Source organism: Bacillus sp. FSL R5-0447 (assembly GCF_038606125.1).
Taxonomy (GTDB): domain Bacteria; phylum Bacillota; class Bacilli; order Bacillales; family Bacillaceae; genus Bacillus; species Bacillus velezensis.
In genome coordinates, this window is record NZ_CP152012.1 from 804,068 (window position 1) to 829,134 (window position 25,067).

At 44.6% G+C, this 25,067-nt stretch carries 26 protein-coding genes and 1 pseudogene; 16 read left to right on the forward strand and 11 right to left on the reverse strand.

Annotated features, from left to right (window positions below; genetic code table 11):
• Window positions 1-33: 33 nt before the first annotated feature.
• Window positions 34-1,029 (forward strand): phosphotransferase enzyme family protein, encoded by a 996-nt coding sequence (locus NYE68_RS04225; RefSeq protein WP_229041564.1) that lies wholly within the window; start codon window positions 34-36, stop codon window positions 1,027-1,029.
• Window positions 1,030-1,066: 37 nt separating this feature from the next.
• Here NYE68_RS04225 and NYE68_RS04230 read toward each other — a convergent pair whose 3' ends face one another.
• Window positions 1,067-1,699: an MgtC/SapB family protein gene (locus NYE68_RS04230; RefSeq protein ID WP_228841468.1), complete on the reverse strand. Its 633-nt coding sequence runs from the start codon at window positions 1,697-1,699 to the stop codon at window positions 1,067-1,069.
• 179 nt (window positions 1,700-1,878) lie between these two features.
• On the reverse strand, window positions 1,879-3,357 hold the full coding sequence (putP, locus tag NYE68_RS04235) for a sodium/proline symporter PutP (protein ID WP_007408914.1): 1,479 nt from the start codon (window positions 3,355-3,357) through the stop codon (window positions 1,879-1,881).
• Between the two features lie 421 nt (window positions 3,358-3,778).
• Between putP and gatC the strand changes: the two genes are divergently transcribed.
• The 3 genes from gatC to gatB are packed head-to-tail and all read left to right on the forward strand — an operon-like array spanning window position 3,779 to window position 6,985.
• Window positions 3,779-4,069, forward strand: coding sequence for an Asp-tRNA(Asn)/Glu-tRNA(Gln) amidotransferase subunit GatC (gene gatC / locus NYE68_RS04240; protein WP_003155732.1), 291 nt, complete (start codon window positions 3,779-3,781; stop codon window positions 4,067-4,069).
• 14 nt (window positions 4,070-4,083) lie between these two features.
• Complete coding sequence (gene gatA / locus NYE68_RS04245) at window positions 4,084-5,541, forward strand: Asp-tRNA(Asn)/Glu-tRNA(Gln) amidotransferase subunit GatA (RefSeq protein ID WP_007408915.1); 1,458 nt, start codon at window positions 4,084-4,086, stop codon at window positions 5,539-5,541.
• Between the two features lie 13 nt (window positions 5,542-5,554).
• Entirely contained in the window at window positions 5,555-6,985 is a 1,431-nt protein-coding gene (gene gatB / locus NYE68_RS04250) for an Asp-tRNA(Asn)/Glu-tRNA(Gln) amidotransferase subunit GatB (protein ID WP_015388583.1), read from the forward strand.
• Between the two features lie 62 nt (window positions 6,986-7,047).
• On the opposite strand, the gene NYE68_RS04255 is transcribed toward gatB, so the two are convergent.
• Window positions 7,048-7,896, reverse strand: a complete 849-nt coding sequence (locus NYE68_RS04255; RefSeq protein WP_229041563.1) for a TetR/AcrR family transcriptional regulator — start codon at window positions 7,894-7,896, stop codon at window positions 7,048-7,050.
• Window positions 7,897-8,024: 128 nt separating this feature from the next.
• On the opposite strand from NYE68_RS04255, the gene NYE68_RS04260 reads away from it, so the two are divergent.
• The 3 genes from NYE68_RS04260 (at window position 8,025) to rlmD (ending at window position 13,765) form a co-directional block, all read left to right on the forward strand.
• A complete protein-coding gene (locus NYE68_RS04260; protein ID WP_229041562.1) occupies window positions 8,025-11,168 on the forward strand; it encodes an efflux RND transporter permease subunit in 3,144 nt (1,047 codons plus the stop codon).
• A 152-nt stretch (window positions 11,169-11,320) separates the two neighbouring features.
• A complete protein-coding gene (locus NYE68_RS04265; RefSeq protein WP_020955460.1) occupies window positions 11,321-12,232 on the forward strand; it encodes a diacylglycerol kinase in 912 nt (303 codons plus the stop codon).
• Between the two features lie 147 nt (window positions 12,233-12,379).
• The gene (gene rlmD, locus NYE68_RS04270; protein ID WP_229041561.1) at window positions 12,380-13,765 is read left to right on the forward strand and encodes a 23S rRNA (uracil(1939)-C(5))-methyltransferase RlmD; all 1,386 of its coding nucleotides are present in this window, start codon (window positions 12,380-12,382) and stop codon (window positions 13,763-13,765) included.
• Window positions 13,766-13,952: 187 nt separating this feature from the next.
• Here rlmD and NYE68_RS04275 read toward each other — a convergent pair whose 3' ends face one another.
• Window positions 13,953-14,420, reverse strand: a complete 468-nt coding sequence (locus tag NYE68_RS04275) for a hypothetical protein (protein WP_015416986.1) — start codon at window positions 14,418-14,420, stop codon at window positions 13,953-13,955.
• A gap of 347 nt (window positions 14,421-14,767) precedes the next feature.
• Here NYE68_RS04275 and NYE68_RS04280 point away from each other — a divergent pair, with 347 nt between their 5' ends.
• Window positions 14,768-15,721: an ATP-binding cassette domain-containing protein gene (locus tag NYE68_RS04280; RefSeq protein WP_229041560.1), complete on the forward strand. Its 954-nt coding sequence runs from the start codon at window positions 14,768-14,770 to the stop codon at window positions 15,719-15,721.
• On the forward strand, window positions 15,722-16,597 hold the full coding sequence (locus tag NYE68_RS04285; RefSeq protein ID WP_007609910.1) for an ABC transporter permease: 876 nt from the start codon (window positions 15,722-15,724) through the stop codon (window positions 16,595-16,597). It begins immediately after the preceding gene.
• A 67-nt stretch (window positions 16,598-16,664) separates the two neighbouring features.
• Here the strand turns inward: NYE68_RS04285 and NYE68_RS04290 are convergent.
• From NYE68_RS04290 to NYE68_RS04320, 7 genes and pseudogenes are all read right to left on the reverse strand, one after another.
• A pseudogene (locus NYE68_RS04290) lies at window positions 16,665-16,926 on the reverse strand (TIGR01741 family protein); the annotation flags it as partial.
• Window positions 16,927-17,003: 77 nt separating this feature from the next.
• Complete coding sequence (locus NYE68_RS04295; RefSeq protein ID WP_229041559.1) at window positions 17,004-17,474, reverse strand: TIGR01741 family protein; 471 nt, start codon at window positions 17,472-17,474, stop codon at window positions 17,004-17,006.
• A gap of 33 nt (window positions 17,475-17,507) precedes the next feature.
• The gene (locus NYE68_RS04300; RefSeq protein WP_229041558.1) at window positions 17,508-17,969 is read right to left on the reverse strand and encodes an antitoxin YezG family protein; all 462 of its coding nucleotides are present in this window, start codon (window positions 17,967-17,969) and stop codon (window positions 17,508-17,510) included.
• A 16-nt stretch (window positions 17,970-17,985) separates the two neighbouring features.
• Complete coding sequence (locus NYE68_RS04305) at window positions 17,986-18,474, reverse strand: immunity protein YezG family protein (RefSeq protein ID WP_324636071.1); 489 nt, start codon at window positions 18,472-18,474, stop codon at window positions 17,986-17,988.
• Window positions 18,475-18,558: 84 nt separating this feature from the next.
• Window positions 18,559-19,035 (reverse strand): antitoxin YezG family protein, encoded by a 477-nt coding sequence (locus tag NYE68_RS04310; RefSeq protein ID WP_229041557.1) that lies wholly within the window; start codon window positions 19,033-19,035, stop codon window positions 18,559-18,561.
• A 195-nt stretch (window positions 19,036-19,230) separates the two neighbouring features.
• Window positions 19,231-19,437, reverse strand: a complete 207-nt coding sequence (locus tag NYE68_RS04315) for a bacteriocin immunity protein (RefSeq protein ID WP_014417133.1) — start codon at window positions 19,435-19,437, stop codon at window positions 19,231-19,233.
• Between the two features lie 28 nt (window positions 19,438-19,465).
• Window positions 19,466-21,328, reverse strand: a complete 1,863-nt coding sequence (locus tag NYE68_RS04320) for a T7SS effector LXG polymorphic toxin (RefSeq protein ID WP_324636070.1) — start codon at window positions 21,326-21,328, stop codon at window positions 19,466-19,468.
• A gap of 298 nt (window positions 21,329-21,626) precedes the next feature.
• On the opposite strand from NYE68_RS04320, the gene NYE68_RS04325 reads away from it, so the two are divergent.
• The 7 genes from NYE68_RS04325 to NYE68_RS04355 all read left to right on the forward strand — a co-directional run bounded on the left by NYE68_RS04325 (window position 21,627) and on the right by NYE68_RS04355 (window position 24,963).
• Window positions 21,627-22,346, forward strand: a complete 720-nt coding sequence (locus NYE68_RS04325) for a YebC/PmpR family DNA-binding transcriptional regulator (protein WP_003155709.1) — start codon at window positions 21,627-21,629, stop codon at window positions 22,344-22,346.
• A gap of 181 nt (window positions 22,347-22,527) precedes the next feature.
• Entirely contained in the window at window positions 22,528-22,806 is a 279-nt protein-coding gene (locus tag NYE68_RS04330; protein WP_229041555.1) for a hypothetical protein, read from the forward strand.
• Between the two features lie 146 nt (window positions 22,807-22,952).
• Entirely contained in the window at window positions 22,953-23,201 is a 249-nt protein-coding gene (cotJA, locus tag NYE68_RS04335; RefSeq protein ID WP_003155704.1) for a spore coat-associated protein CotJA, read from the forward strand.
• Entirely contained in the window at window positions 23,185-23,448 is a 264-nt protein-coding gene (cotJB, locus tag NYE68_RS04340) for a spore coat protein CotJB (protein ID WP_007408934.1), read from the forward strand. Before cotJA ends, cotJB begins: the two co-directional genes overlap by 17 nt.
• A gap of 14 nt (window positions 23,449-23,462) precedes the next feature.
• Window positions 23,463-24,032 carry a spore coat protein CotJC gene (gene cotJC, locus NYE68_RS04345; protein WP_003155700.1) on the forward strand — a complete coding sequence of 190 codons (570 nt, stop codon included), beginning with the start codon at window positions 23,463-23,465 and terminating at the stop codon, window positions 24,030-24,032.
• Between the two features lie 88 nt (window positions 24,033-24,120).
• Window positions 24,121-24,654 (forward strand): GNAT family N-acetyltransferase, encoded by a 534-nt coding sequence (locus NYE68_RS04350; RefSeq protein ID WP_229041554.1) that lies wholly within the window; start codon window positions 24,121-24,123, stop codon window positions 24,652-24,654.
• A 30-nt stretch (window positions 24,655-24,684) separates the two neighbouring features.
• The gene (locus tag NYE68_RS04355) at window positions 24,685-24,963 is read left to right on the forward strand and encodes a YesK-like family protein (protein ID WP_007408936.1); all 279 of its coding nucleotides are present in this window, start codon (window positions 24,685-24,687) and stop codon (window positions 24,961-24,963) included.
• Window positions 24,964-25,067 lie beyond the last annotated feature (104 nt).

The window sequence follows — 25,067 nt, forward strand, 5'->3', positions numbered from 1 at the left end:
CGCCTACAAACGTTATGAAAAGGGTGAATCAGCATGCATAAAGATATTAAAGCGATTTTTGAGGAAGATAAGGTGCTCGCTGAAGCAGGTGAAATATACGGCTTTACCAAGTTTCAATTTATCGCGGACGCAGAGAACTACGTATATGAAATTGTAAAAGATAACGAACCTTATATTTTAAAAATTACGCATACGATCAGAAGAACACCGGAATATATTCTCGGAGAAATGGAATGGCTTCATCATCTGGCAAAGGGAGGGCTTTCAGCAGCAAAGCCGATTCCTTCATTAAATGGCAAAGATGTCGAAGAAGTGCCGGATGGAAAAGGCGGAGCGTTTTTAGTAAGAGTCTATGAAAAAGCGCCCGGACGCAAAGTGGAGGAATCAGACTGGAACGGAACCCTGTTTTACGAGCTTGGAAAGTACACGGGGAACATGCACCGGCTGACGAAAAGCTACCGTCTGAGCGATCCGGCATATAAAAGGCAGGAATGGGATGAAGAGGAGCAGCTGAAGCTGAGAAAATACGTGCCCGCAGATCAGCATCTCGTATTTGAGCGGGCGGATGCTCTAATGGAAAAACTGCGCCGTTTGCCGAAGAACCCTGAAAACTACGGACTTGTGCACGCCGATCTGCACCACGGCAATTTCAATTGGGACAACGGAAAAATCACTGCATTTGATTTTGATGATATCGGCTACAATTGGTTTGTGAATGATATCAGTATTCTGCTGTACAACATGTTGTGGTATCCGGTCATCCCGTATGAAGACAAGGCCGCGTTTACGGGTGAATTCATGACTCACTTTATGAAAGGCTACAGGGAAGAAAATGACCTTGATCCCGCCTGGCTTGAACACATCCCGGATTTCCTCCGGCTGCGTCATATGCTGATCTACGGATTATTGCATCAGGCGTTTGACCTCAATTCACTTGGGGACGAGGAACTTGAGATGCTGAAAACCTTCAGGCGCGATATCGAAAATGAAACCCCGATTACGGAGTATAACTTTTCTGCATTCGTATAAATAGAAAAACGCCGGCTGAATCCAGCCCGGCGTTTTTTTATAGCGTATCACACTTCACTCCGACGACACCTTGAATTTCTTTAATATCATAATAGACGTCAGTGGTGTAGCGGTTTTTATGAACACTGACTTTCACTTCCATAATCGGAAATTCTTTTTCGCCCAGATCATCAATCCGGACGGAGTGAATGCGGAGCTGTTTGCTTTTCATTTCCTTTAAAATCTCGGTCATTTTGTCTTTATCGGAAAGAGACATTCTCACGCGAATATCTTTTTCCTTCAAGCGGTTGGGACCGATTTTTCTGATCAGCCACGGAAGAAATTCGACGCTGATCAGGATAAACAAGAGGCTTGCGAACGCCTCTTTATAAAAGCCGGCGCCTGTAGCCAGACCGAGCCCGGCTGCGCCCCAGATGATGGCCGATGTCGTCAGGCCGGATATGACGTCATTGCTTTTACGCAGGATCACACCCGCGCCGATAAAACCGACGCCGGAAATGATTTGGGCGGGAAGGCGGAGCGGATCCATCATGATTCGGTAATATTTTGGGAAATGATATGCCGCATTAATGCTGACGATCGTCAGCATACAGGAGCTGACGGCGATGACGATACAGGTTTTCAGTCCGAGCGGTTTGTTTTTCAGCTCGCGTTCAAGACCGATGATCATGCCGATCAGCGTGGCAATGCCCAGCTTTAATAAAATGTCTGGTTCGATAGGCCAGCTCAATTTGCACAGCACCTCCGCAATTTTCTTATAATAAATTGATATGATTTTCTCACAGTATTTATAGCAGGACAAGTGCGGAAGAAAAAAGCCGTCAGGGATAAAATCTGACGGCTTTTTGTCTATTTCTTGTTTTTCAAAAGAGCTTCCATCCGGCTGAACAGCTGATAAGAAGCATCGGCCGGTTTTTTGGTCAGCAGGCTGACGGCAATACCGGCAATCAGACTGAGGAAGAACCCCGGAATGATTTCGTATACGCCGGTTGAAGCGGCAAGCCCTGTCGTGATCCAGATTAAAACGGCCGCAGCCCCGGTAATCATCGCCGCAAGCGCTCCCCATTCATTCATCCGTTTCCAGTACAGACTGAGCAAGAGCGCCGGGCCGATAGCCGAACCGAAGCCTGCCCACGCATATCCGACCAGATCAAGAATGGTGCTGTTCGGATTCATGGAAAGCAAAATGGCGATAACGGCCACGATCAATACCGACAGGCGTCCGGTCATGACCAATTCTTTATCGCTCGCTTCCCGTCTGAAAAAGGCGCGGTATAAATCTTCCGTAATGGCGCTTGCCGTTACGAGAAGCTGTGAGGAAATGGAACTCATGATCGCCGCTAAAATCGCGGACAGCAAGAAGCCCGTAATCAGCGGATGGAACAAGATTTTAGAAAAAATAATGAAAATCGTTTCCGGATCTTTTACGGAGACTCCGAAGTGATGAGAATACGCAACCCCGATAATCCCGGTAAGCAATGAACCGACAACTGAAATAACCATCCAGCTCATCCCGATTCTGCGGGCGGGTTTTAAATCTTTCACTTCTTTAATCGCCATAAATCGTACGATGATATGAGGCTGGCCGTAATAGCCGAGTCCCCATGCCAAATAAGAAATAATGCTAATGACGCTCGCGCCTTTAAAGATATCCAATAGTTTCGGGTTAACGGCGTTGATCGAATCAATCGTCGTTGAAACGCTCCCGAGCTGGGTAAAAGCAACGATCGGCACAAGCACTAATGCCGCAAACATGATCGCTCCCTGTACAAAGTCAGTCAGACTGACAGCGAGGAAACCGCCAAACAGCGTGTAAAGCACAACAACACCGGCCGTTAAAAACAAACCGAATTTGTAGTCGGCGCCGAATGCCGATTCAAATAACCTGCCTCCGGATACCATCCCGGACGATGTGTACAGTGTGAAAAAGATCATAATAATCACGGCGGAAACAATTTTCAGCAATGATGACGAGTGGCGGAACCGTTTATCGAAAAAATCGGGAATCGTAATCGCATCATCCGCAACTTCCGTGTAAGCGCGCAGCCTCGGAGCAAGCAGCAGATAATTTGAATACGCGCCGATCGTCAAACCGAGCGCCAGCCATAAGGTCGATAACCCCGTTGCGAACATTGCGCCGGGAACTCCCATCAGCATCCATGCGCTCATATCGGCCGCACCTGCGGACAGCGCCGTTACGAACGGGCCAAGTCCTCTTCCGCCCAGCATGTAATCATTAATATTCGTTGTCTTCCTGAATGCGTACCAGCCGATTAACAGCATGGCAGCAAAGTAAATGCCAAGAGATATAATTAATTCAATACTCACGTTTTTGGACCCTCTCTTCTTTCATGTAAATGTTGCATCACCTCTGTAGATTAGTAGTGCCGGAATATGCGCCGGCGATCCAGCCTTTAGTCATCATTCCATGCGGATCGCATGATTTAGTGCTGGCTATGGTTACTAAACCTAACAAAGTATCCCCGATCAATCAACTCTCGAAACCTGGCCCGCTCAAGGAAAAAATCCCCGCCAACATAGAACAGCTTAGAGATGAAAACGCTACCAATAAATTATAAAAGTAAAAATTTTCTGACATATAATTCGTTTCTCTTTCTCCCCGATTTAGGATAAAATAGAGAGGGTTTCATCATGCCTCAGAAGGCGGCGTTTTGTTGCTTTAGAGGGCTCGTTTTTGATATGATCAGTATTATATGACGAAACGGAGAATTATGCGGAGGTGGATCTTATGTCACGAATTTCTATAGAAGAAGTAAAGCATGTCGCTCATTTGGCGAGACTCGCCATTACGGATGAAGAAGCTGAAATGTTTACAGAACAGCTTGACAGCATCATCTCGTTTGCCGAGGAGCTTAATGAAGTGGACACGGATAACGTGGAACCGACAACACACGTGCTGAAAATGAAAAACGTAATGAGAGAAGATGAAGCGGGTAAAGGCCTTCCGGTCGAGGATGTCATGAAAAATGCTCCCGATCATAAAGACGGCTATGTCCGTGTGCCATCTATTCTGGATTAAAGGAGGGAGACAGTATGTCATTATTTGATCACAAAATCACAGAACTGAAACAAATGATACATAAAAAAGAAATCAAGATTTCCGATCTTGTTGATGAATCTTACAAACGGATCGCATCCGTGGATGATAAGGTGCAGGCGTTTTTACAGCTTGATGAAGAAAGAGCCCGCGCTTACGCGAAAGAACTTGACGAAGCGGTTGACGGACGGTCTGAACACGGTCTTCTCTTCGGAATGCCGATCGGCGTCAAGGACAACATCGTGACCAAAGGGCTTCGCACAACATGCTCAAGCAAAATCCTCGAAAACTTCGATCCGATTTACGATGCGACGGTTGTGGAGCGCCTTCAAGCCGCTGAAGCCGTCACGATCGGAAAGCTGAATATGGATGAGTTCGCGATGGGTTCTTCTACTGAAAACTCCGCGTACAAAGCGACGAAAAACCCTTGGAATCTCGATACGGTTCCCGGCGGATCAAGCGGCGGTTCCGCAGCGGCGGTTGCCGCGGGCGAAGTGCCGTTTTCACTCGGATCTGATACGGGCGGCTCCATCCGCCAGCCGGCTTCTTTCTGCGGCGTCGTCGGATTAAAGCCTACATACGGACGCGTGTCGCGTTACGGTTTGGTCGCTTTTGCGTCTTCACTGGACCAGATCGGGCCGATCACAAGAACCGTAGAAGATAACGCATTCCTTCTTCAGGCGATTTCAGGCCCGGACAAAATGGACTCTACGAGCGCCAATGTCGAAGTGCCGGACTTTCTTTCTTCATTAACTGGCGATATTAAAGGCTTAAAAATCGCCGTACCGAAAGAATATCTCGGAGAAGGCGTCGGCAAAGAGGCGAAAGAATCGGTTTTAGCCGCTTTAAAAGTGCTTGAAGACCTCGGAGCGACATGGGAAGAAGTATCTCTGCCGCACAGCAAATACGCGCTTGCGACGTATTATCTGCTGTCTTCTTCCGAAGCGTCTGCAAACCTTGCGCGCTTTGACGGCATCCGCTACGGCTACCGCTCAGACAATGCGGACAACCTGATCGACCTTTATAAACAGACACGCTCTGAAGGCTTCGGCAATGAAGTGAAGCGCCGCATCATGCTCGGCACCTTCGCGCTCAGCTCCGGCTACTATGACGCGTATTACAAAAAAGCGCAAAAAGTGCGCACGCTTATTAAGAAAGATTTTGAAGACGTATTTGAGAAATACGATGTCATCGTCGGACCGACAACGCCGACACCGGCATTCAAAATCGGCGAAAAAACCAGCGATCCGCTCACAATGTACGCCAACGATATTTTAACGATCCCTGTCAACCTCGCGGGTGTGCCGGGAATCAGCGTGCCGTGCGGATTTGCGGACGGACTGCCGCTCGGACTGCAAATCATCGGAAAACACTTCGATGAAGGCACTGTATACCGCGTCGCTCATGCTTTTGAGCAGGCAACAGATCATCATAAAGCGAAACCTGAACTGTAAGGGGTGAAATGAAGTGAACTTTGAAACGGTAATCGGACTTGAAGTCCATGTGGAATTAAAAACAAAATCTAAAATTTTCTCAAGCTCACCGACGCCATTCGGCGCGGAAGCGAATACCCAAACGAGCGTCATCGACCTCGGCTATCCCGGCGTGCTGCCCGTTTTGAACAAAGAAGCGGTCGAATTCGCGATGAAAGCCGCAATGGCTTTGAACTGCGAAATCGCAACGGATACGAAGTTTGACCGAAAAAACTATTTCTATCCGGACAACCCGAAGGCATATCAAATTTCTCAATTTGACAAGCCGATCGGCGAAAACGGCTGGATCGAAATCGAAGTCGGCGGAAAAACGAAAAAAATCGGCATTACCCGTCTTCACCTTGAAGAAGATGCGGGAAAACTGACGCATACGGGCGACGGCTATTCCCTTGTTGACTTCAACCGCCAGGGCACGCCGCTTGTCGAGATTGTATCTGAGCCGGATATCCGCACACCGGAGGAAGCTTACGCATATCTCGAAAAGCTGAAATCAATTATCCAATACACAGGCGTTTCCGACTGTAAAATGGAAGAAGGTTCACTGCGCTGTGACGCCAACATTTCTCTCCGTCCGATCGGCCAGGAGAAATTCGGCACAAAAACGGAGCTGAAAAACCTGAACTCCTTCGCGTTCGTGCAAAAAGGACTTGAGCATGAAGAAAAACGCCAGGAGCAGGTGCTTCTGTCAGGCGGAGTCATTCAGCAGGAGACGCGCCGTTACGATGAAGCGACGAAAAAAACCATTTTGATGCGTGTCAAAGAAGGTTCGGACGACTATCGCTATTTCCCTGAGCCTGACCTTGTCGAGCTCTGCATCGATGACGAATGGAAAGAACGCGTAAGAGCAACCATTCCTGAGCTTCCGGACGAGCGCCGCAAGCGTTATATCGAAGAGCTCGGCCTGCCGGCTTATGACGCAATGGTTCTGACGCTGACGAAAGAAATGGCTGATTTCTTCGAAGAAACGGTCAATAAAGGCGCAGAAGCCAAGCAGGCATCAAACTGGCTGATGGGTGAAGTCTCAGCTTACCTGAACGCCGAACAAAAAGAGCTTGAGGATGTCGCCCTGACTCCTGAAGGCCTTGCCGGCATGATTAAGCTGATTGAAAAAGGAACCATCTCGTCTAAAATCGCGAAGAAAGTCTTTAAAGAATTAATTGAAAAAGGCGGCGACGCAGAAAAAATCGTCAAAGAAAAAGGCCTCGTGCAGATTTCTGACGAAAGCGTGCTTCTGAAGCTGGTAACAGATGCGCTTGACAGCAACCCGCAGTCAATTGAAGACTTCAAAAACGGAAAAGACCGCGCGATCGGCTTCCTTGTCGGGCAGATTATGAAAGCCTCAAAAGGACAGGCCAACCCGCCGATGGTCAACAAGATCTTACTTGAAGAAATCAAAAAACGATAAAAAAAGCAGCCGCCTCTAAGGGCGCTGCTGACACGGAGACCGGTAAGCGCCGGTCTCTTTTTTTATAAGATGAAATAGGTTTCAATGGAAGCCTGCAGCGTTTCAATCTGCTCATTTCCGCTGCCTGCCAAGTTGGACAGCATTCCTTTAATAATCGGTTTTCGCGGCTCTTCCTTTGCACATTCCTCTTCAATGACTTCAAGCGATACGAGGACGTCCTCAGGCAGCTCCTGCTGTGCTTTTATCTTTTGAATATCCGCAAGCAGTCTTTCTCTGTCCGCCGCGGGCTGAGTGAAGATATCCTCAGGCAGCAGCGGATCGGGATTGTCTCTTATCAGTCCCGTAATCAGATCATCGATTCTGGCAATCAGAAAGGCCGCCACGTTTTCCGTCCGGAATGCCGTATGTTCATTAAAAATCAAGAAATGAATATAGGAGCTCACAATTCCTTGCGCCATAACCGACGCATCCGCTAAAAACGGTGTGACGGCATCTCCGTAAACGGAGAGCAACGCATCCCGGTACAGCATGTTAAATTGAATATTGGCCTCATGAAAATACTGTTTGACCTTTTGATTTTCAGGAATGACCTTTTCGCTCAGCAAGAGGATGATAAAGTCCTTGTGTTCCATAAATTCCTGGAATTGATATGCGATTTGTTTTCGGAATACGTCCTTAGACGGTTTATGCTGATGTTCTGTTTTGATTTTCTTTATTTCTTCCATAGACATGCCGATGTAATACTCACATGCTGACAGCAAAAGGTCTTCTTTTGATTTGAAATGGAGATAGAAGGCTCCTTTTGAAATTCCGCATTCGCCGGCGATTTCCTGAATGGTTGTTGAAGAAAACCCTTTTTTGGCAAATAAATGGATGCCTGTTTTTATGATTTTCTCTTTTTTTTCGTTCATGACGTGCTTCCCCTTAATCCTGAAAAATTTAGAAAAATTTACTGCCTTATTAGTTGACGATGTTGAGTTATACCGTTTAGTATTATATAGAATGACCAGTCAGTCAATAAAAATTAACGGAGGACATGATGAACCACATTATTAACTTTGTACTGAAGAACAAATTCGCAGTTTGGCTGATGACGATTATCGTTACTGTAGCAGGGCTGTATGCCGGTATGAATATGAAGCAGGAATCCATACCGGACGTCAACATGCCTTACCTTTCAGTAAATACGACTTATCCCGGAGCTGCTCCGAGTCAAGTTGCGGATGACGTGACAAAACCGATCGAGCAGGCGGTCCAGAATTTAGAAGGAGTGAGCGTCGTAACGTCCACATCCTCTGAAAACGTCTCATCGGTTATGATTGAATATGATTACAGCAAGGATATGGACAAGGCGAAAACCGAAGTCGCTGAAGCGCTGGACAGTGTCAGCCTTCCTGACGACGCGAAAAAACCTGACATTTCCCGTTACAGCCTCAACTCTTTCCCGATTTTGACGCTCAGTGTGACAAGCGGCAAAAGCTCGCTTGAAGACCTGACCAAAAATGTGGAAAACACTCTCGTTCCTAAGCTTGAAGGCATTCAGGGCGTTGCGTCTGTGCAAGTTTCCGGACAGCAGGAAGAGCAGGTGGAATTCTCTTTCAAAGACAAAAAAATGAAAGAGTACGGACTTGATGAAGATACCGTCAAGAAAGTGATCCAAGGCTCTGACGTCAATACGCCGCTTGGATTGTATACGTTCGGCAACAAAGAAAAATCAGTTGTCGTTAACGGAGATATTACGTCAATTAAAGATCTGAAAGATATGAGGATTCCGGTCACATCTTCTTCTGCCGCTCAAGGTCAAGCGGGCGGAGCCGGTGCGGCATCTGCGGCGGACGCTCAGGCTATGCAGCAGGCACAGCAAAGCGCGTCAGCAGGGGTGCCGACAGTCAAGCTTTCTGACATTGCCGACATTAAAGATGTGAAAAAAGCTGAATCCATTTCCCGCACGAACGGAAAGGACAGCATCGGAATTAATATCGTAAAAGCCAATGACGCCAACACGGTAGAAGTGGCCGATGCGATTAAAGATGAACTGAATCAATACAAAAAAGACCATAAAGGGTTCAAGTACAGCTCGACTCTTGATATGGCAGAGCCGATTACAGAGTCGGTGGATACGATGTTAAGCAAAGCGATTTTCGGCGCGATTTTTGCGGTCGTGATCATTCTCTTATTCTTAAGAGATATTAAATCAACGATGATTTCTATCGTTTCCATCCCGCTGTCACTGCTGATTGCGCTTCTTGTGCTGAATCAGCTTGATGTCACATTAAACATAATGACGCTCGGTGCGATGACGGTCGCCATCGGACGGGTAGTCGACGACTCGATTGTCGTGATCGAAAACATTTACCGCCGCATGAGGCTGAAAGATGAACCTTTACGCGGGAAGCAATTGGTGCGTGAAGCGACGAAAGAAATGTTTAAACCGATCATGTCATCAACGATCGTAACCATTGCCGTATTCCTGCCGCTTGCCATGGTCGGCGGACAGATCGGCGAACTGTTTATGCCGTTTGCATTAACAATCGTCTTCGCGCTTGCCGCATCACTGTTGATTTCGATCACACTGGTGCCGATGCTTGCGCACAGCTTATTCAAAAAATCGCTCACAGGCGCGCCTGTTAAAGCGAAAGAGCATAAGCCGGGCAGATTGGCCAATTTCTATAAAAAAGTGCTGCATTGGTCATTAAGACATAAATGGATTACATCTATCATCGCGGTTCTGATGCTTGTCGGCAGTTTGTTCCTCGTACCTCTGATCGGCGCGAGCTACCTGCCTGCGCAAGCGGACAAAACGATGCAGCTCACATACACGCCTGAACCGGGCGAAACGAAAAGCGAAGCTGAAAAAGCTGCGCAAAAAGCGGAAGACATGCTGCTTAAACGCAAACATGTCGATACCGTTCAGTATTCATTAGGCTCGCAAAGTCCGCTCGGCGGAAGCTCAAACGGCGCATTGTTCTACGTGAAATACGAGGATGACACGCCTGATTTTGACAAAGAAAAAGACAATGTCTTAAAAAAAATCAAAAAAACATCCAGCCGCGGCGAATGGAAATCACAAAATTTCAGTTCGTCAGGCAACAACAACGAGTTAACGTACTATGTGTACGGAGATTCAGAGTCTGATATTAAAGGCACGGTCAAAGACATCGAAGGCATCATGAAAAAGCAGAAAGATCTGAAAGACGTCAACTCAGGCCTTTCCAGCACTTATGATGAGTACACGTTCGTCGCTGACCAGGAGAAACTCAGCAAGCAGGGCCTGACGGCTTCGCAAATCTCCCAAGCCCTGATGTCCCAAACGTCACAGTCTCCTTTGACAACGGTGAAAAAGGACGGCAAAGAGCTTGATGTGAACATCAAAACAGAAAAAGACCAGTATAAGAGTGTAAAAGAATTAGAGGATAAAACCATCACATCGCCTGCAGGCCAAGAAGTAAAAATCGGCGATGTGGCGAAAGTGAAAAACGGCACGACATCCGATACCATTTCCAAACGCGACGGCAAAGTGTACGCTGACGTAACGGCAACCGTCACTTCTGACAACGTCACGAAGGTGTCATCAGCCGTTCAAAAGAAAGTTGACAAACTGGATCACCCGGACAATGTATCGATTGATACCGGCGGTGTATCAGCGGATATTGCTGATTCCTTTACGAAACTCGGCTTAGCAATGCTTGCCGCAATCGCCATCGTATACCTCGTTCTTGTGATCACGTTTGGCGGAGCATTAGCGCCGTTTGCGATTCTGTTCTCGCTTCCGTTTACAGTCATCGGCGCATTAGCCGGACTGTATGTATCCGGAGAGACGATCAGTCTGAATGCCATGATCGGTATGCTGATGCTGATCGGAATCGTCGTCACAAATGCGATTGTCTTAATTGACCGCGTCATCCATAAAGAAGCGGAAGGCTTATCGACGAGAGAAGCGCTCCTGGAAGCCGGCTCTACGAGATTGCGTCCGATTCTGATGACGGCGATCGCGACAATCGGCGCCCTGCTTCCATTGGCATTGGGCTTCGAAGGCGGAAGCCAGGTCATTTCTAAAGGACTCGGTGTCACCGTTATCGGCGGTTTAATCAGTTCGACTCTGCTTACCCTTCTGATTGTGCCGATCGTATATGAAGTATTAGCGAAATTCCGTAAGAAAAAACCTGGAACGGAAGAAGAGTAAGACAGCGGGCCTTGGCTCCTTAAACGGAGCCGGGCCCTTTTTTCTTCTGGCAATTCCTGTACATATTGTTGCGATTTTCTCAAGTCATAGTATAATTAAAGGTTGTTAGTGTTAATAATGGATCGGATACTCTTAAGTAGGATGATGAGATAATGAAACGTGCACGCATAATATACAATCCGACTTCAGGACGGGAGCTTTTTAAGAAAAATCTTGCCCAGGTCCTGCAAAAATTTGAACAAGCCGGTTATGAAACCTCCACCCATGCCACCACATGCGCGGGGGATGCCACCCACGCCGCAAAAGAAGCCGCTTTGCGGGAGTTTGACTTGATTATCGCAGCCGGCGGAGACGGAACGATTAATGAAGTCGTCAACGGCCTTGCGCCGTTAGACAAACGCCCGACACTCGGCATCATTCCGGTCGGCACGACAAATGACTTCGCCAGAGCGCTGGGCATTCCGAGAGAGAATATACTGAATGCCGCTGATACCGTCATTAACGGCGTAGCCCGCCCGATCGACATCGGACAGGTGAACGGTCAGTATTTTATCAACATCGCCGGCGGAGGCCGTCTGACGGAGCTGACGTATGATGTGCCGAGCAAACTGAAAACGATGCTCGGCCAGCTTGCTTATTATTTAAAGGGAATGGAAATGCTGCCTTCACTTCGACCGACAGAAGTCGAGATTGAATATGACGGCAAGCTGTTTCAAGGCGAAATTATGCTGTTTTTAGTGACGCTGACCAACTCGGTCGGCGGATTCGAGAAACTGGCCCCTGATTCCAGCCTGAATGACGGCATGTTTGATTTGATTATTTTGAAAAAAGCCAATCTCGCGGAGTTTATCAGGGTCGCGAGCATGGCGCTCAGAGGCGATCATATTAACGATCAGCACATTATTTACACAAAAGCGAACCGTGTGAAAGTCAATGTATCAGAAAAGATGCAGCTGAACCTGGACGGCGAGTACGGCGGCATGCTGCCGGGCGAATTCGTGAACCTGTACCGGCATATTCACGTCATCATGCCGAAGGAGAAAGCGGAACAGCTGGATGATTAATACGCGGACAAAATCCTAAAACAGTATTCGTTTTAGGATTTTGTCATCTTTTCAGCGTGATCGGAAACCTTTGAAGGCTGACATTGAATTTGAAGGTTTGCCAGCACGCTGAAACAAGGCTATTGGTAAAACGAGAGGTGATTATAGATGAAAATGAAACCCCCGATAGAAAAAAATGAATACTATGACGTGACATTTGAGGATTTGACGCACGAAGGAGCGGGCGTCGCAAAGGTTCAGGGCTTCCCGATTTTCGTGCCGAACGCCCTGCCTGAGGAAAAAGCGCAAATCAAAGTGACACGCGTCAAAAAAGGCTTCGCTTTCGGCCGCTTAATCGAGCTGAAGGAAGAAAGCCCGCACAGAACGGATGCCCCATGCCCGATCTACAAACAATGCGGCGGCTGCCAGCTTCAGCACATGACCTATGAAGGCCAGCTCTTGTTTAAACAGAAACAAGTCAAAGACGTCTTAGAACGGATCGGCAAGCTGAACCTTTCAAAAGTCATCGTGCATCCGACGCTCGGCATGGAAGACCCGTGGAACTACAGAAACAAAGCGCAGGTGCCGGTAGGAGAACGGGAAGGCGGACTCGTCGCCGGATTCTATCAGCAAAGAAGCCATGACATCATCGATATGAGCGCCTGCCTGATCCAGCAATCCAAAAACGACGAAGCCGTTCAAGCTGTCAAAGATATTTGCGCCTCATACGGCGTCAAAGCCTACAACGAAGAACGCCACAAAGGCTGGCTCCGCCACATCATGGTCAGATACGGCGTCGTCACGGGCGAAATGATGATCGTCTTCATCACAAGAACAAGCGATTTTCCGCACAAAGCGAAGATCATCGAAGACATCACGGCGCAATTCCCGCACGTCAAATCAATCGTGCAGAACATCAACCCAAACAAAACAAACGTCATCTTTGGGGACGAAACAAACGTCATCTGGGGCGAAGAATACATCTACGACCTCATCGGAGACGTCAAATTCGCCATCTCCGCCAGATCGTTCTATCAGGTCAACCCGGAACAGACAAAAGTGCTCTACGACAGAGCGCTTGAGTACGCGGAGCTGCAAGGGGAAGAAACCGTCATCGACGCCTACTGCGGCATCGGCACGATTTCTCTCTTCTTAGCGAAGCAGGCGAAGAAAGTATACGGCGTCGAAATCGTGCCGGAAGCCATTGAGGATGCAAAACGCAACGCTGAGCTGAACGGCATCACGAACGCAGAATTCGCAGTCGGAGAAGCAGAAACCGTCATTCCGAAATGGTATGAAGAAGGCATCACGGCCGACACCCTCGTCGTCGACCCGCCAAGAAAAGGCTGCGACGAAGCCCTCCTGCGGACAATCATCGACATGAAACCGAAGCGAGTGGTGTACGTGTCCTGTAATCCAGGAACGCTTGCAAGAGATCTGCGGGTGCTTGAGGATGGCGGGTATCAGACGCTCGAAGTGCAGCCTGTGGATATGTTTCCGCATACGAATCATGTGGAGTGTGTGGCTGTGCTGGAATTAAGAGAAGGCAACTAACCCTTAGGGATGGTTGCCTTTTTTTAATCCGCATTTTTTTGCATTCAGGACGAACTCGTGACATGAGAGGAGTACCAGAAGATGTTTGGCTAACGCCTATAATATAGCTTTCTATACATCTCTTTATGTAATAAAGGGTACCTTTTTAGGAACCCTTTATTAATATTCACCTAGAGGGGCAGCTTTTTTAATATACTTTCATATCTTGTTTTTTCTCCTTACTAATCATTACTTTTTCTAAATAACTCTTAAGAAATACATTATCTATCCTATCTGGAATGTAACCCAGACGTTTATTTAATATATTCTCTATGATATACATTTTCTTTGTGTAATATTGGTAACTATCCGTTGCGATTTGAACATTTTCTGATTCATTTCCCTTTTCTGATTCAAGTCGAGATTTATATAGCTGATCATACTTCTGTTTGCGTATTTTTCTTGAGAGCCGCAGTAAATGAAATAATTCAATTGTTGGCAGAGTCATTAGTTCTGGTGTAGACTTATCCAAATCTAATTCAGAAGTATGCTCACGATATTCTATGATTTCACGTTTTCCATCTCTCTGAACATTATGTATGTACATTAAGCAAAAACTACAGTAATACTGATTATCCTTTTGAATTGAAGTTGCACAATAAGGGCATGTTTCCATTACGTTCTCCTTTCTGAATATTCTAAGATAATATGTATTTCGGTTACAAACAAGAATTTTAAATAGTATTAGAGATTCTTAACAAAACCCTTTTTATGATAAAGGGTTTATTGATTACAGCATGTATAAGTTTCATGCAAAATCAATAAGTGATCCCTATGTATAGAAAATCCACCGAGCCTAAACCCAATAACAAAACGCGAAAATAATAAATTATATTGTTATAATCATGATAATTATTTATAAAAAGATAATAAAGTTGGATAAAAATGAGAAAATCCTGGCGGAAATGACGATATAAAGTTAGTGAACAACGGTATAGACTCTTACTTTTCGAGGTGAACAGAATGGGAGAAGAACAAGACATTATTACAGTAACCGATCTGCGCAAAAAATATGGATCATTTGAAGCAGTGAAAGGGGTATCCTTTTCTGTCAAACGCGGCGAGCTGTTTGCATTTCTGGGAACGAACGGTGCAGGGAAATCGACCACTATCGATATTCTCTGTACGCTGATTAAAAAGACATCCGGAAAAGTGGTAATAGACGGTTATACGCTTGGTGAGGGGAAAGAGAATAATCATATCCGCAAAAAGATTGGGGTTGTCTTTCAAGAGAGCATTTTGGATGAACGATTGACCGTTTATGAAAATATCATGAACCGCGGACAATATTATCATTTAAGCAAGGCACAAGTGCAAGAGAACTATCAGTTTGTAACAGACTATTTAAAATTGGATGATATTAAGGAGAAAAAATACAGCGATTTGTCAGGCGGACAAAGAAGAAGAGCGGATATTGCCCGTGCCATCATCCATAAACCGACTATATTATTTTTAGATGAGCCTACTACAGGTCTTGATCCGCAAACGAGAGTTTTTGTTTGGAATGCGATTAAAAGGCTGCAGGAAGAAACAAACATGACGATCTTTTTAACGACCCATTACATGGAGGAGGCCGCTGTGGCTGATAACGTTGTGGTCATCAAAGAAGGACGTCTGATCGCAGAGGGTACACCGAGTCAGCTGAAAGATCAATATGCGTTTGACAGTCTGCATATGATGTTTAAGCAAGGCGTTGATCCGACTGCATGGTTTGAAAATAAACAACTGGATTTTATGGTTAAAAACTCTATTTATTCCCTTCGTGTAGAGTCCACTCTCCAAGCGTTTGACATTTTGAAAGGTCTTGAAGAAAAAATTGAATCTTTCGAGGTGATTAAAGGGAATATGGATGATGTGTTTATCCATATTATCGAAGAACAAGGAAGCAGTTTGCCAGTAAAGGGGAGCATTGCATAAATGAAGTCTTTATCCAGTTTAATCAGCAGAAATATAAAAATATACTTCCGTGATCGAACGCTTTTGCTTCTTTCTTTGCTGTCAGTATTTATCGTCATTCTGTTATATGCCGTGTTCTTACAGCAGACACAGCTGGACGCCATTAAGGCCTTGGTCGGTTCGACAGATGATTCCAAAGCAATGGTGAACGAATGGATGGTGGCGGGATTGCTGTCCATTACAGCTGTGACAACGACTTTAGGCGCTTTCGGAATTATGGTGAAAGATAAAGAAAGTAAAAGAACGTATGACTTTTTAACAGCTCCTTTATCAAGGGCGACCATCCAATTGAGCTACGTCATTCATTCATTTGTCATCGGCTTGATCTTTTCATTCATCGCCTTTTTAGGCTGTGAAATTTTTCTCGTTTCAACAGGCAGCAAACTTTTAAGCGGAACAGATATACTTGAAGTATTGGGGATCATTATTCTTTCAGTTGCACTGTCAAGTTCCATAAATTTATTTTTAACGCTGTTTATTCATACACAAAATGCATTTTCGACGTTAAGTACGATTGTCGGAACAGCCATCGGTTTTTTATGCGGAGTATATGTGCCGATCGGCGGCGTACCGGTGTTTGTGCAGAAAATTATTATGTATTTCCCTATCAGCCACACCGCTGTTCTGTTCAGAAAAGCGTTTATGACAGACTCAGTTGATAAGGTATTTAAACATGCCTCTGCGGACCAAATACAGGAATATGAAAAGCATTACGGGATCGTCTACAAGTTAAACGGCCATTTTATCAGTACGGCAGCAAGCTTGTGGATCATTGTTATTACAGCCATCATATTTACCGTCATATCTATTTTCATATTTAAAAAACAAAATAAATGACCTCTTCAGACGATACATACCGATGTAACAGGCAGCATCCGTTTACTGGATGCTGTCTGTTTTGTTTATCATTATTCTTTTTGTGCTCAATTCTAAAGAGTTCTCGGATTTCTCTTGAAAAGTGTTGAAGATATCTTTATTTACACTGTATCGGGCTGGTATATCTTGTGAATAAATAAGTTGATGTTTTTCTGGTGTCGTGAAGTGAAAGAGGACCATGGTAGAGTCACTTCTGCATAAAGATATATTTTTGTCCATTCACAAGGTATGATGTCATTTAATTTCTTACTAATAAGCTGGTACAAATCATGCGTTTTTTTAGTTTCCAACCTTTTTCACCCTCAATCGTCGAGAGATCCTAGTTATAAAAAATAGCCCAGCAGGGAAGTGCTGAGTCATTATTGTTTTATAGACCGCAGTAGCTTACTACAAATTCTTTATCATCCTCATCTTTAGGCAATATTCCTAAATTTTTATATTTCCAAACATCTCGTCTTTGAAGGTCATCAAGTTCAGACAATAAAACATCATCATAATTATAATCAATTGAAAACTTTCCGGTGTTTTCTAATTTTAAAGTGAGATTAGTCCAAATATCTTGGTTGCCTAGTTTAAATTCTTCTTTTAGTTCTTCAAATAGCTCTTGAAGTTCAATTAGCAGTTGATCGTAAATCTCTTCACTCACATCAAAGTGTTCAGGTATATAATGAGAAAATAAATAATCACTGTTATTTGGTGTTGTATAATAAAAGTATATATCCGCTGAGTCATCAAGTATTTCAGCATATAAAACGATCTTTTCCCATTGAGATGGAATCATTTCATTTAGATGTTCAGCAATCTTTTGATATAGTTCACCCATTTTTTGAGTTTCCATTGATGATCCTCTACCTTTGAATTGTTGATGGCATTATTTAATATTTAGATAATCCTTAACAAATTCTTTGTCCTCTTCGTCTTCAGGGAAAATCCCCAAGTTATTGAACTCCCAAATCATTTGCCTTTCGTATTCGTCCAAATCAGATTCAATAACATCTTCATAATCATAATCAATTGAGAACGTTCCATCGTTTTCAAGATTCAGTGTCAAATTTGTCCATGCTTCAGGATTATTTTCTTTAAATTCATTGTGTAACTGTTTAAATAACTCTTGAAGATCTAATAATAGTTCTGTATAAATTTTTTTACTAACTTGAAATTGTTCTGGAATGTCGTGAGAGTATATATATTCATCGTTTTCTGGTGTTTGAAAGAAAAAATACACTTCTCTGGAGCCGTCTAATATTTCTGCATAAAGAACAACTTTGCTCCATTCAGAAGGAATTATTTTTCCTATGGCATCAGTTATTTTTAGATAAGCTTTTTCTAACATCATTATCCCAACTTTATTAAATTAGATTTTCAGGATATTCATCTAAATATTTTTTTATTAATTTTTGTAATGATGAATCCTTAGGTTCTTCCCTTAAAAATTTGAATTTCCAGATGATAAGCTGATCACTGAAACTATAATCTGTCTTAAACCAATCTGTATAATCAAAGTTGACAGTTAATTTTCCTGATCTTTCTAGGCTAAGAGTGAAAGAATAAAATAATTCTTGATCATGATCTTTGAAAACATCTCTCATTTTTCCGCTTAGTTTAAATAATTCCATCTCATACTGATCGAATTCATTTTCGTCAATATCAAATTCAAACGGAATTTCAAGACTGTACTTAAAATAATTAGGTTCATTTTGAGAATTGTAAAAAAAGTAAGTGCCTCCGCCTGTCTCTGAATCTAAGCATAGAAAAAAAAAATTCTCCCATGGTTCTGGTATCATTTCGTTAACGGTTTCAGCTATGTTTCTATATAATGCATTTAATTCATTTTCCAACAAGGATCAGCCTCCAGCATTATAATTGGTAATTTGTAAGGATCATTTGTATCAAAAAAACCCCCCAATAAAGGAGGGGGAATTTTAATTTTGAGAATTTAAATACTGTTCTAAAAAGGATTTTAAAGGTTTACTCTTAGGATAAATTCCTACATTTTTATAAGTCCAGATTGTTTGTCTTTGAGAGATGGTATATGGAGATTGAATAACGTCTTCATAATTATAGTCTATCGAAAATTCTCCGCTTATCCCCAGATTAAGTGTTAGATTAGTCCATATATCTTGATTGTTTTCTTTAAATTCATCTCGTAATTCCTCGAATAAGTCATGCAAGTCAAATAACAGCTCCTCATAAATCTCCTCACTGACATGATAGTGTTCAGGGATATTATGAGAATATATAAAATCTTCACTATGTGGAGTATTGAAATAAAAGAAAACTTCAGATGAATCGTCGAGGATTACAGCATAAAGAATAACTTTTCTCCATTCTGTTGGAATCATTTCATTAATTTGTTCCGTTATTTTTTGATATAATAAATCCATTTTTTGAGTCTCCATAAAATCATCTCCAGAAACAAAAATAGCCCAGTAGAGAAGAGCTATTTTTGTTTTGTAGATTCCAATATCAATAGACGTTGGATACCATTTAAGTCCATCGGTGTAAATTATATGAGAACTTTAAAATTTCACCATTAGAGTTCTAATTGGACAAAACATCTTGATTGTTATTGAAGGTTACGGGCTATAGTGTGATTACTCTTCTTTATAGTTAAGAGCAATCTCCACAATTTGCTCAGCTGTGTATTCTTCATCGCTCCAAAAAATTAAATCACTTGGTGCAGGATGAGGGACATTCTCTTCTAATAAATCGATGTATTTACCAATAACCTCATCTTCTAATTCAGGATTCATAATTTTTTTCACCAATGAGACTAATTCTTCTTTTGACATTTTATTCAAGACTAATTCTTCCTTTCTGCATTTAATTTTAACTTCCTTTTTTTCCGAAATGATAAGCTGGATCTAGTATCTCTTGATGCATTTTGGGGGAAGTAATAATTAGGTTATCTAAATTATACACATCCCCACCTTTATCAATAGGTTGTTTATGGTGTAAAATATATGACTTATGTTTACCGTAATGCTCTTTTTTAGGCGCGATAGGGGAATTCCCGTTTTTCATTCTTGCTATGTTATTTTTATTAAATTCATTTGCATATTCAGTGTTTGCCATTGATTTCCAGAATTCTTTTCTGAACTCATCAAATGACTTGAACTCCTTCCCAAGGAGCTGTTTACGTACTTCTTGAGGGATAACCCCTAATTTACCATTATTGTACATTAGTTTTTCTTGAAGCTGAAGCCCTCTGCTTGGAATTGGTTTACCAGTTGCAACACCTGGAATGTTTCTTTTTGTGAACAGAATGCTAGATTCTTTAGTTTCTTCTATAATTTTCTTTAACAAAGGCGTATTCTTCACATTGTGAGTATTTTCAATATCCTGTGCTATTCCGGCAAGCGCTGGTTCGTACTTGTTTTTCGAAACGGAATTGATATAATTTTTTCCTTTTTCAATCCCGGTTTTCACATGTTTTGCAGCCGCTTTTTCACCGGCTTCCAAGACGTTATCCACTTTGGCGGCACCTGTTTTAGCGAGCTTGCTTGTTACTTTTACAGCTGAACCGGAACCTTTGAGTCCCACAATGCTCCCGATGGCGTAGGTGATGTAATGTGATCTTGAATACGCATCCCCGTTAACCATTTTATCATTCCATGAATCCGCCAGGTTTGTCCATATGATTTTTGCGTAGGAGGGCGTGTTCAATACAGCCGATATGGTTTTAGCGACTTTTTGTTCATCAGAGAGATGGTAAAAATCCCATGCGCCGACAGCCAGATCTTTGATGCCTGTTATGGTGTCTTTCCCGACATCATAAAGGCCGACGCCTACTCCTTTGACGATGTCCCATGCCGTTTCTCCGACTTCTTCGAGCTGCTTTGCTTGTTCAAGCTGCATCACATATTGCACCTGAGCGGGTTCAAGGTTTTCATAGCCGATCTTCTTCGCGATTTCCAAATACTCATCCGGATCGGTGACACCATCGGCCAGCTTTTTCTTCAGATCCTTGATTTCCCGCTCTTTCGCTTCTTCCTTTTTCATCGTCAAATAAGCATCCGAATGTCTTGCAATCTCGTCTTTTTTCTTATGGATGTCGCTTTCTCGGTACGCCTTGGCATTGTAGTGAAGCGGCGTGGCGTTTTTTCCTTTGCCTGTAGCGTTTTGGAGCTGCTGGAAATCTGCTTGGATAAAATGTTCATTTGCTTCGGTTTCTGCGTATTCTTTCGTTAGATCGTGATCAAGCTTGCCGAGCTTATGTATCGTTTCGCTTCTTTTTTTGTCAGCTGAAGAGAGCTTCTGATCTGTGCTTTCGGTTGAAAACAGATCAAGCGAGATGATGTCTTCGATCTCTCCGAGGATGGAGCGCATGTCCTTTTTCTGCTCTTCCATAATCGCCTTTGATTTACTGAGGGCGTGGGTGAGCTCATGCTCCAGAAATGATTCCTCCACATGCGAATTAGAAAGTCCGGCATCTTCGACCTTACCGGGAAGGCTTGTGAGAAATGCGATTTTCATATCGATCAGATCAAGCCAGCTGTCTGTGACGCCGGCGTGGTCCTTGAAAAAAGCTTTGATGTTATTGGCGCCCCGGCCAGAGAAATCATTGTCACCAAGATCAGCCATACCTTGAAACGCTTTTTTTAGATTGACCATCTGGCCGCGCAGTTCTTTGTATTCACTCGCACGCTGTTTGGCAGCTGTCAACAAGCTGTTTGCTTCGAAAACTTTCATGACCATATCCTTTCTTTTGTTCGATATCAAAATTTTACCACGTAAGTCAGGATATACAGTGTAGGAAATAGGTAATAAGAATAAAATGAATCTTTTGGCTTGCGACTTCCTTCCTGTATGAAGGGAAGCTTTTTATGTTTTGTACAATAACCCTCACATTCGGCTTACTGCGCTCCGGTGATTTTAAGCGTGCCTGTTTTTTCTAATGTCTTACACTCGAAACAACCCAACCGCTGAGGTATAATAGAAGCAGAGTATTTATCATACAGATTCAATTCGTGAAAGAGAGTGGAACAAAATGGGCCGTAAGTGGAACAATATTAAAGAAAAGAAAGCATCAAAGGACGCAAATACGAGCCGGATTTACGCGAAGTTCGGCCGTGAGATTTATGTGGCGGCAAAACAAGGCGAGCCAGATCCGGAATCGAACCAGGCGTTAAAAGTGGTGCTTGAGCGCGCGAAGACGTACAGTGTGCCGAAAAATATTATTGAGCGTGCGATTGAAAAGGCGAAAGGCGGCGCGGAGGAGAACTTTGACGAGTTGCGTTACGAAGGTTTCGGGCCGAACGGTTCAATGATCATCGTTGATGCGTTAACGAATAATGTAAACCGCACGGCGCCTGAAGTGCGCGCCGCATTCGGGAAAAACGGCGGAAATATGGGTGTGAGCGGGTCTGTCGCTTACATGTTCGATGCGACTGCCGTTATCGGCGTTGAAGGCAAGACGGCGGATGAAGCGCTGGAATTGCTGATGGAAGCTGATGTGGACGTGCGCGATATTTTAGAAGAGGATGACAGTGTGATCGTGTATGCCGAGCCTGACCAATTCCATGCCGTGCAGGAGGCATTCAAAAATGCCGGCGTTGAAGAGTTCACGGTTGCGGAGCTGACGATGCTTGCGCAAAATGAAGTCGAGCTTCCGGAAGATGCGAAAGCTCAATTTGAAAAGCTGATCGATGTGCTGGAAGACCTCGAAGACGTACAGCAGGTTTATCACAATGTAGATTTAGGCGAATAAAGACAAAAAGGCCGGGGCGGCATAAGTTCCGGCCTTTTTATTTTGCTTAAGCGGTCGGCCTGTTTCGTATTTTTCTCCGTAAGCAATTATTGATTATTTCGCCAAAACTGGGCGGATGCCCATACGTTTCCTTCCGGATGTCATAAACTGGACTGTAACCTATGTGAAGGAGCGATAAATCATGAATGAAAGAAGACCGATTTACGGCGGCGGCTATGGCGGCGGCTACGGAGGCTACCCGGGGTACGGTTTTGGCGGCTACGGCGGCTTCGGAGGATATCCGGGATACGGTTTCGGCGGAGGCTACGGCTACCCGGGATACGGTTTTGGCGGTTACGGCGGCTACGGCGGCTACGGCGGCTTCGGGGGATATCCGGGATACGGTTTTGGCGGCTATGGCGGAGGCTACGGCGGCTATCCGTTCCATCATCATCATCATCGGGAAAGCCAATATATCTGACCATTCGGGAAAAAGCACTCTTGGAACAGCAAGAGTGTTTTTTTGTGACCGTTTCTAAGCGCTGGCTTTTTTATTATCTTACAGGGCATAAATGCCGATACGGATTCATACCTATTAAGGTCATGGTTTAGGAAAGGAGGATCGTAATGAAAGAAAATCAGCCGTTTACACCGGTCAAATCCTATAAACCCTTCCACAGCCGGTTTGATCCCTGCCCGCCGATCGGGAGAAAATACTACAGAACGCCGCCGCATCTTTATATGCGGTTTCAGCCGTATCACTTAGAGCAGTTTTCTCCGATGGAGGCATTGAGAAAAGGGACCCTTTGGAAGGATCTTTACGATTTCTATGATAATCCTTATCGGGGGGGAATCGAATATGGCGAAAAAGATTGATGATGAATATTATCGGCTGCTGGAGCAAATTCAGGCGGCGGACTTTGTCTTGGTGGAGCTGACGCTTTATCTGGATACGCATCCCCATGACCGTCTCGCGCTTCAGCAGTTTCATGAATATTCCCGGTACTCAAGACAGCTTAGAAAGCGGTTTGAACCTGAGTACGGACCGCTTCTGCAATTCGGCGTGAGTCAGGTCGGCGCTCAATGGGACTGGGGCCGCGGTCCTTGGCCATGGCAAGTATAAGGAGGGATCTGTAAATGTGGGTATATGAAAAAAAGCTGCAGTATCCGGTTAAAGTCAGTACATGCAACCCGATGCTGGCTAAGTTTCTCATTGAACAATACGGCGGGGCGGACGGCGAATTGGCCGCAGCGCTCCGGTACTTAAACCAGCGCTACACGATTCCTGACAAGGTGATCGGCCTGCTGACGGATATCGGCACGGAGGAGTTTGCGCATTTAGAAATGATTGCGACGATGATTTATAAGCTGACAAAAGATGCGACCCCGGAGCAGCTGCGTGATGCAGGGCTCAGCGATCATTACGTCAACCATGACAGCGCGCTGTTTTATCACAATGCGGCCGGAGTTCCGTTCACAGCGTCTTACATACAGGCGAAGGGAGATCCGATCGCTGATTTATATGAAGATATTGCGGCTGAAGAAAAGGCGAGAGCGACGTATCAATGGATTATTGATATTTCCGATGATCCTGACCTGAATGATTCACTCCGTTTTCTGCGTGAGCGTGAAATCGTCCACTCTATGCGTTTCAGGGAAGCGGTTGAGATTTTAAAAGAAGAACGTGATAAGAAGAAAATTTTTTAAACGGCCCTCAAACATGACGGCTGTTTTTTTCCTTTCTGCGTTTGGTCTATAATGAAGGTGTCGAATATTCTGATTACGGGAGGCTTTTATGACACCATTTACGATCACGGAGGAGAAGGCGGGGGCATTCCGGGTCACCTCCGCCCGGAAAGATGATGCAAAAGAGGTCATGGATCTGCTCGTGCAAGCGGCAGAATGGCTTCGCGATAAAGGGTCGAACCAGTGGAGCGGCCTTCTGCAAGGGGAAGATACCCACAATATGCGGGAGGCGATCGCCCAAGGGTATGTTTTTTTATTCAGGCAGAATGAAGAGTTGGCCGGCGTCGTCATGCTGCTTCCCGAAGCAAGCGGGTGGGACAGACGTCTTTGGGGCGATGAAGGACATGAGGAGTCCGTATATCTTCACCGGCTGGCGATTAACAGGCGGTTTGCAGGGGCAGGGCTCGGCCGGACAATCATGACTTGGGCGGAGAGGGGTGTGTCTTGTCCGGGAAAAACGAAAATCCGGCTCGATTGCGTGTCCGAAAACAAGTCGCTTCAGTCGTTTTACAGCGGAATGGGGTACGAATCAAAAGGACCCGCGCCGGGTTATCATTTGTTTGAAAAAAAGGTGAGCAAATAAAAAGCTACTCATGACGGAGGTGCAAAAGACATGGGGTTTTTTTTTCTGATCTGTCTGGCCGCATTTTGTCTTAACTTTGCCGTATCGGCTGTGCTCCGCAAGAAATGGCCGAAAAAGATGTGGCCTGAGTGCCTTTTGGCGGTGCTGGGCCTGACTGCTTTCGGTACGGTTGTTTACAGCATTTTCGGTGTCGGCGGCTGGGAAGGAATGGGCTTGGGGCTTGCCGCGATGTTTGCGGGTTCCGGAGCGGCCGCCGGTTATGCCGCTGAGGTGTGCTTGCGGGTCGTCAGATCGAATCAAAAACAGTAAGCAGAAGTGAAAAAACGCGGCCGCGGCTGCGTTTTTTTGTGTGTTGCCGGCCGCTGTATAGAAAACAGGCGAATGTCCATAATGGTAATGACTTTTAAGAAGAA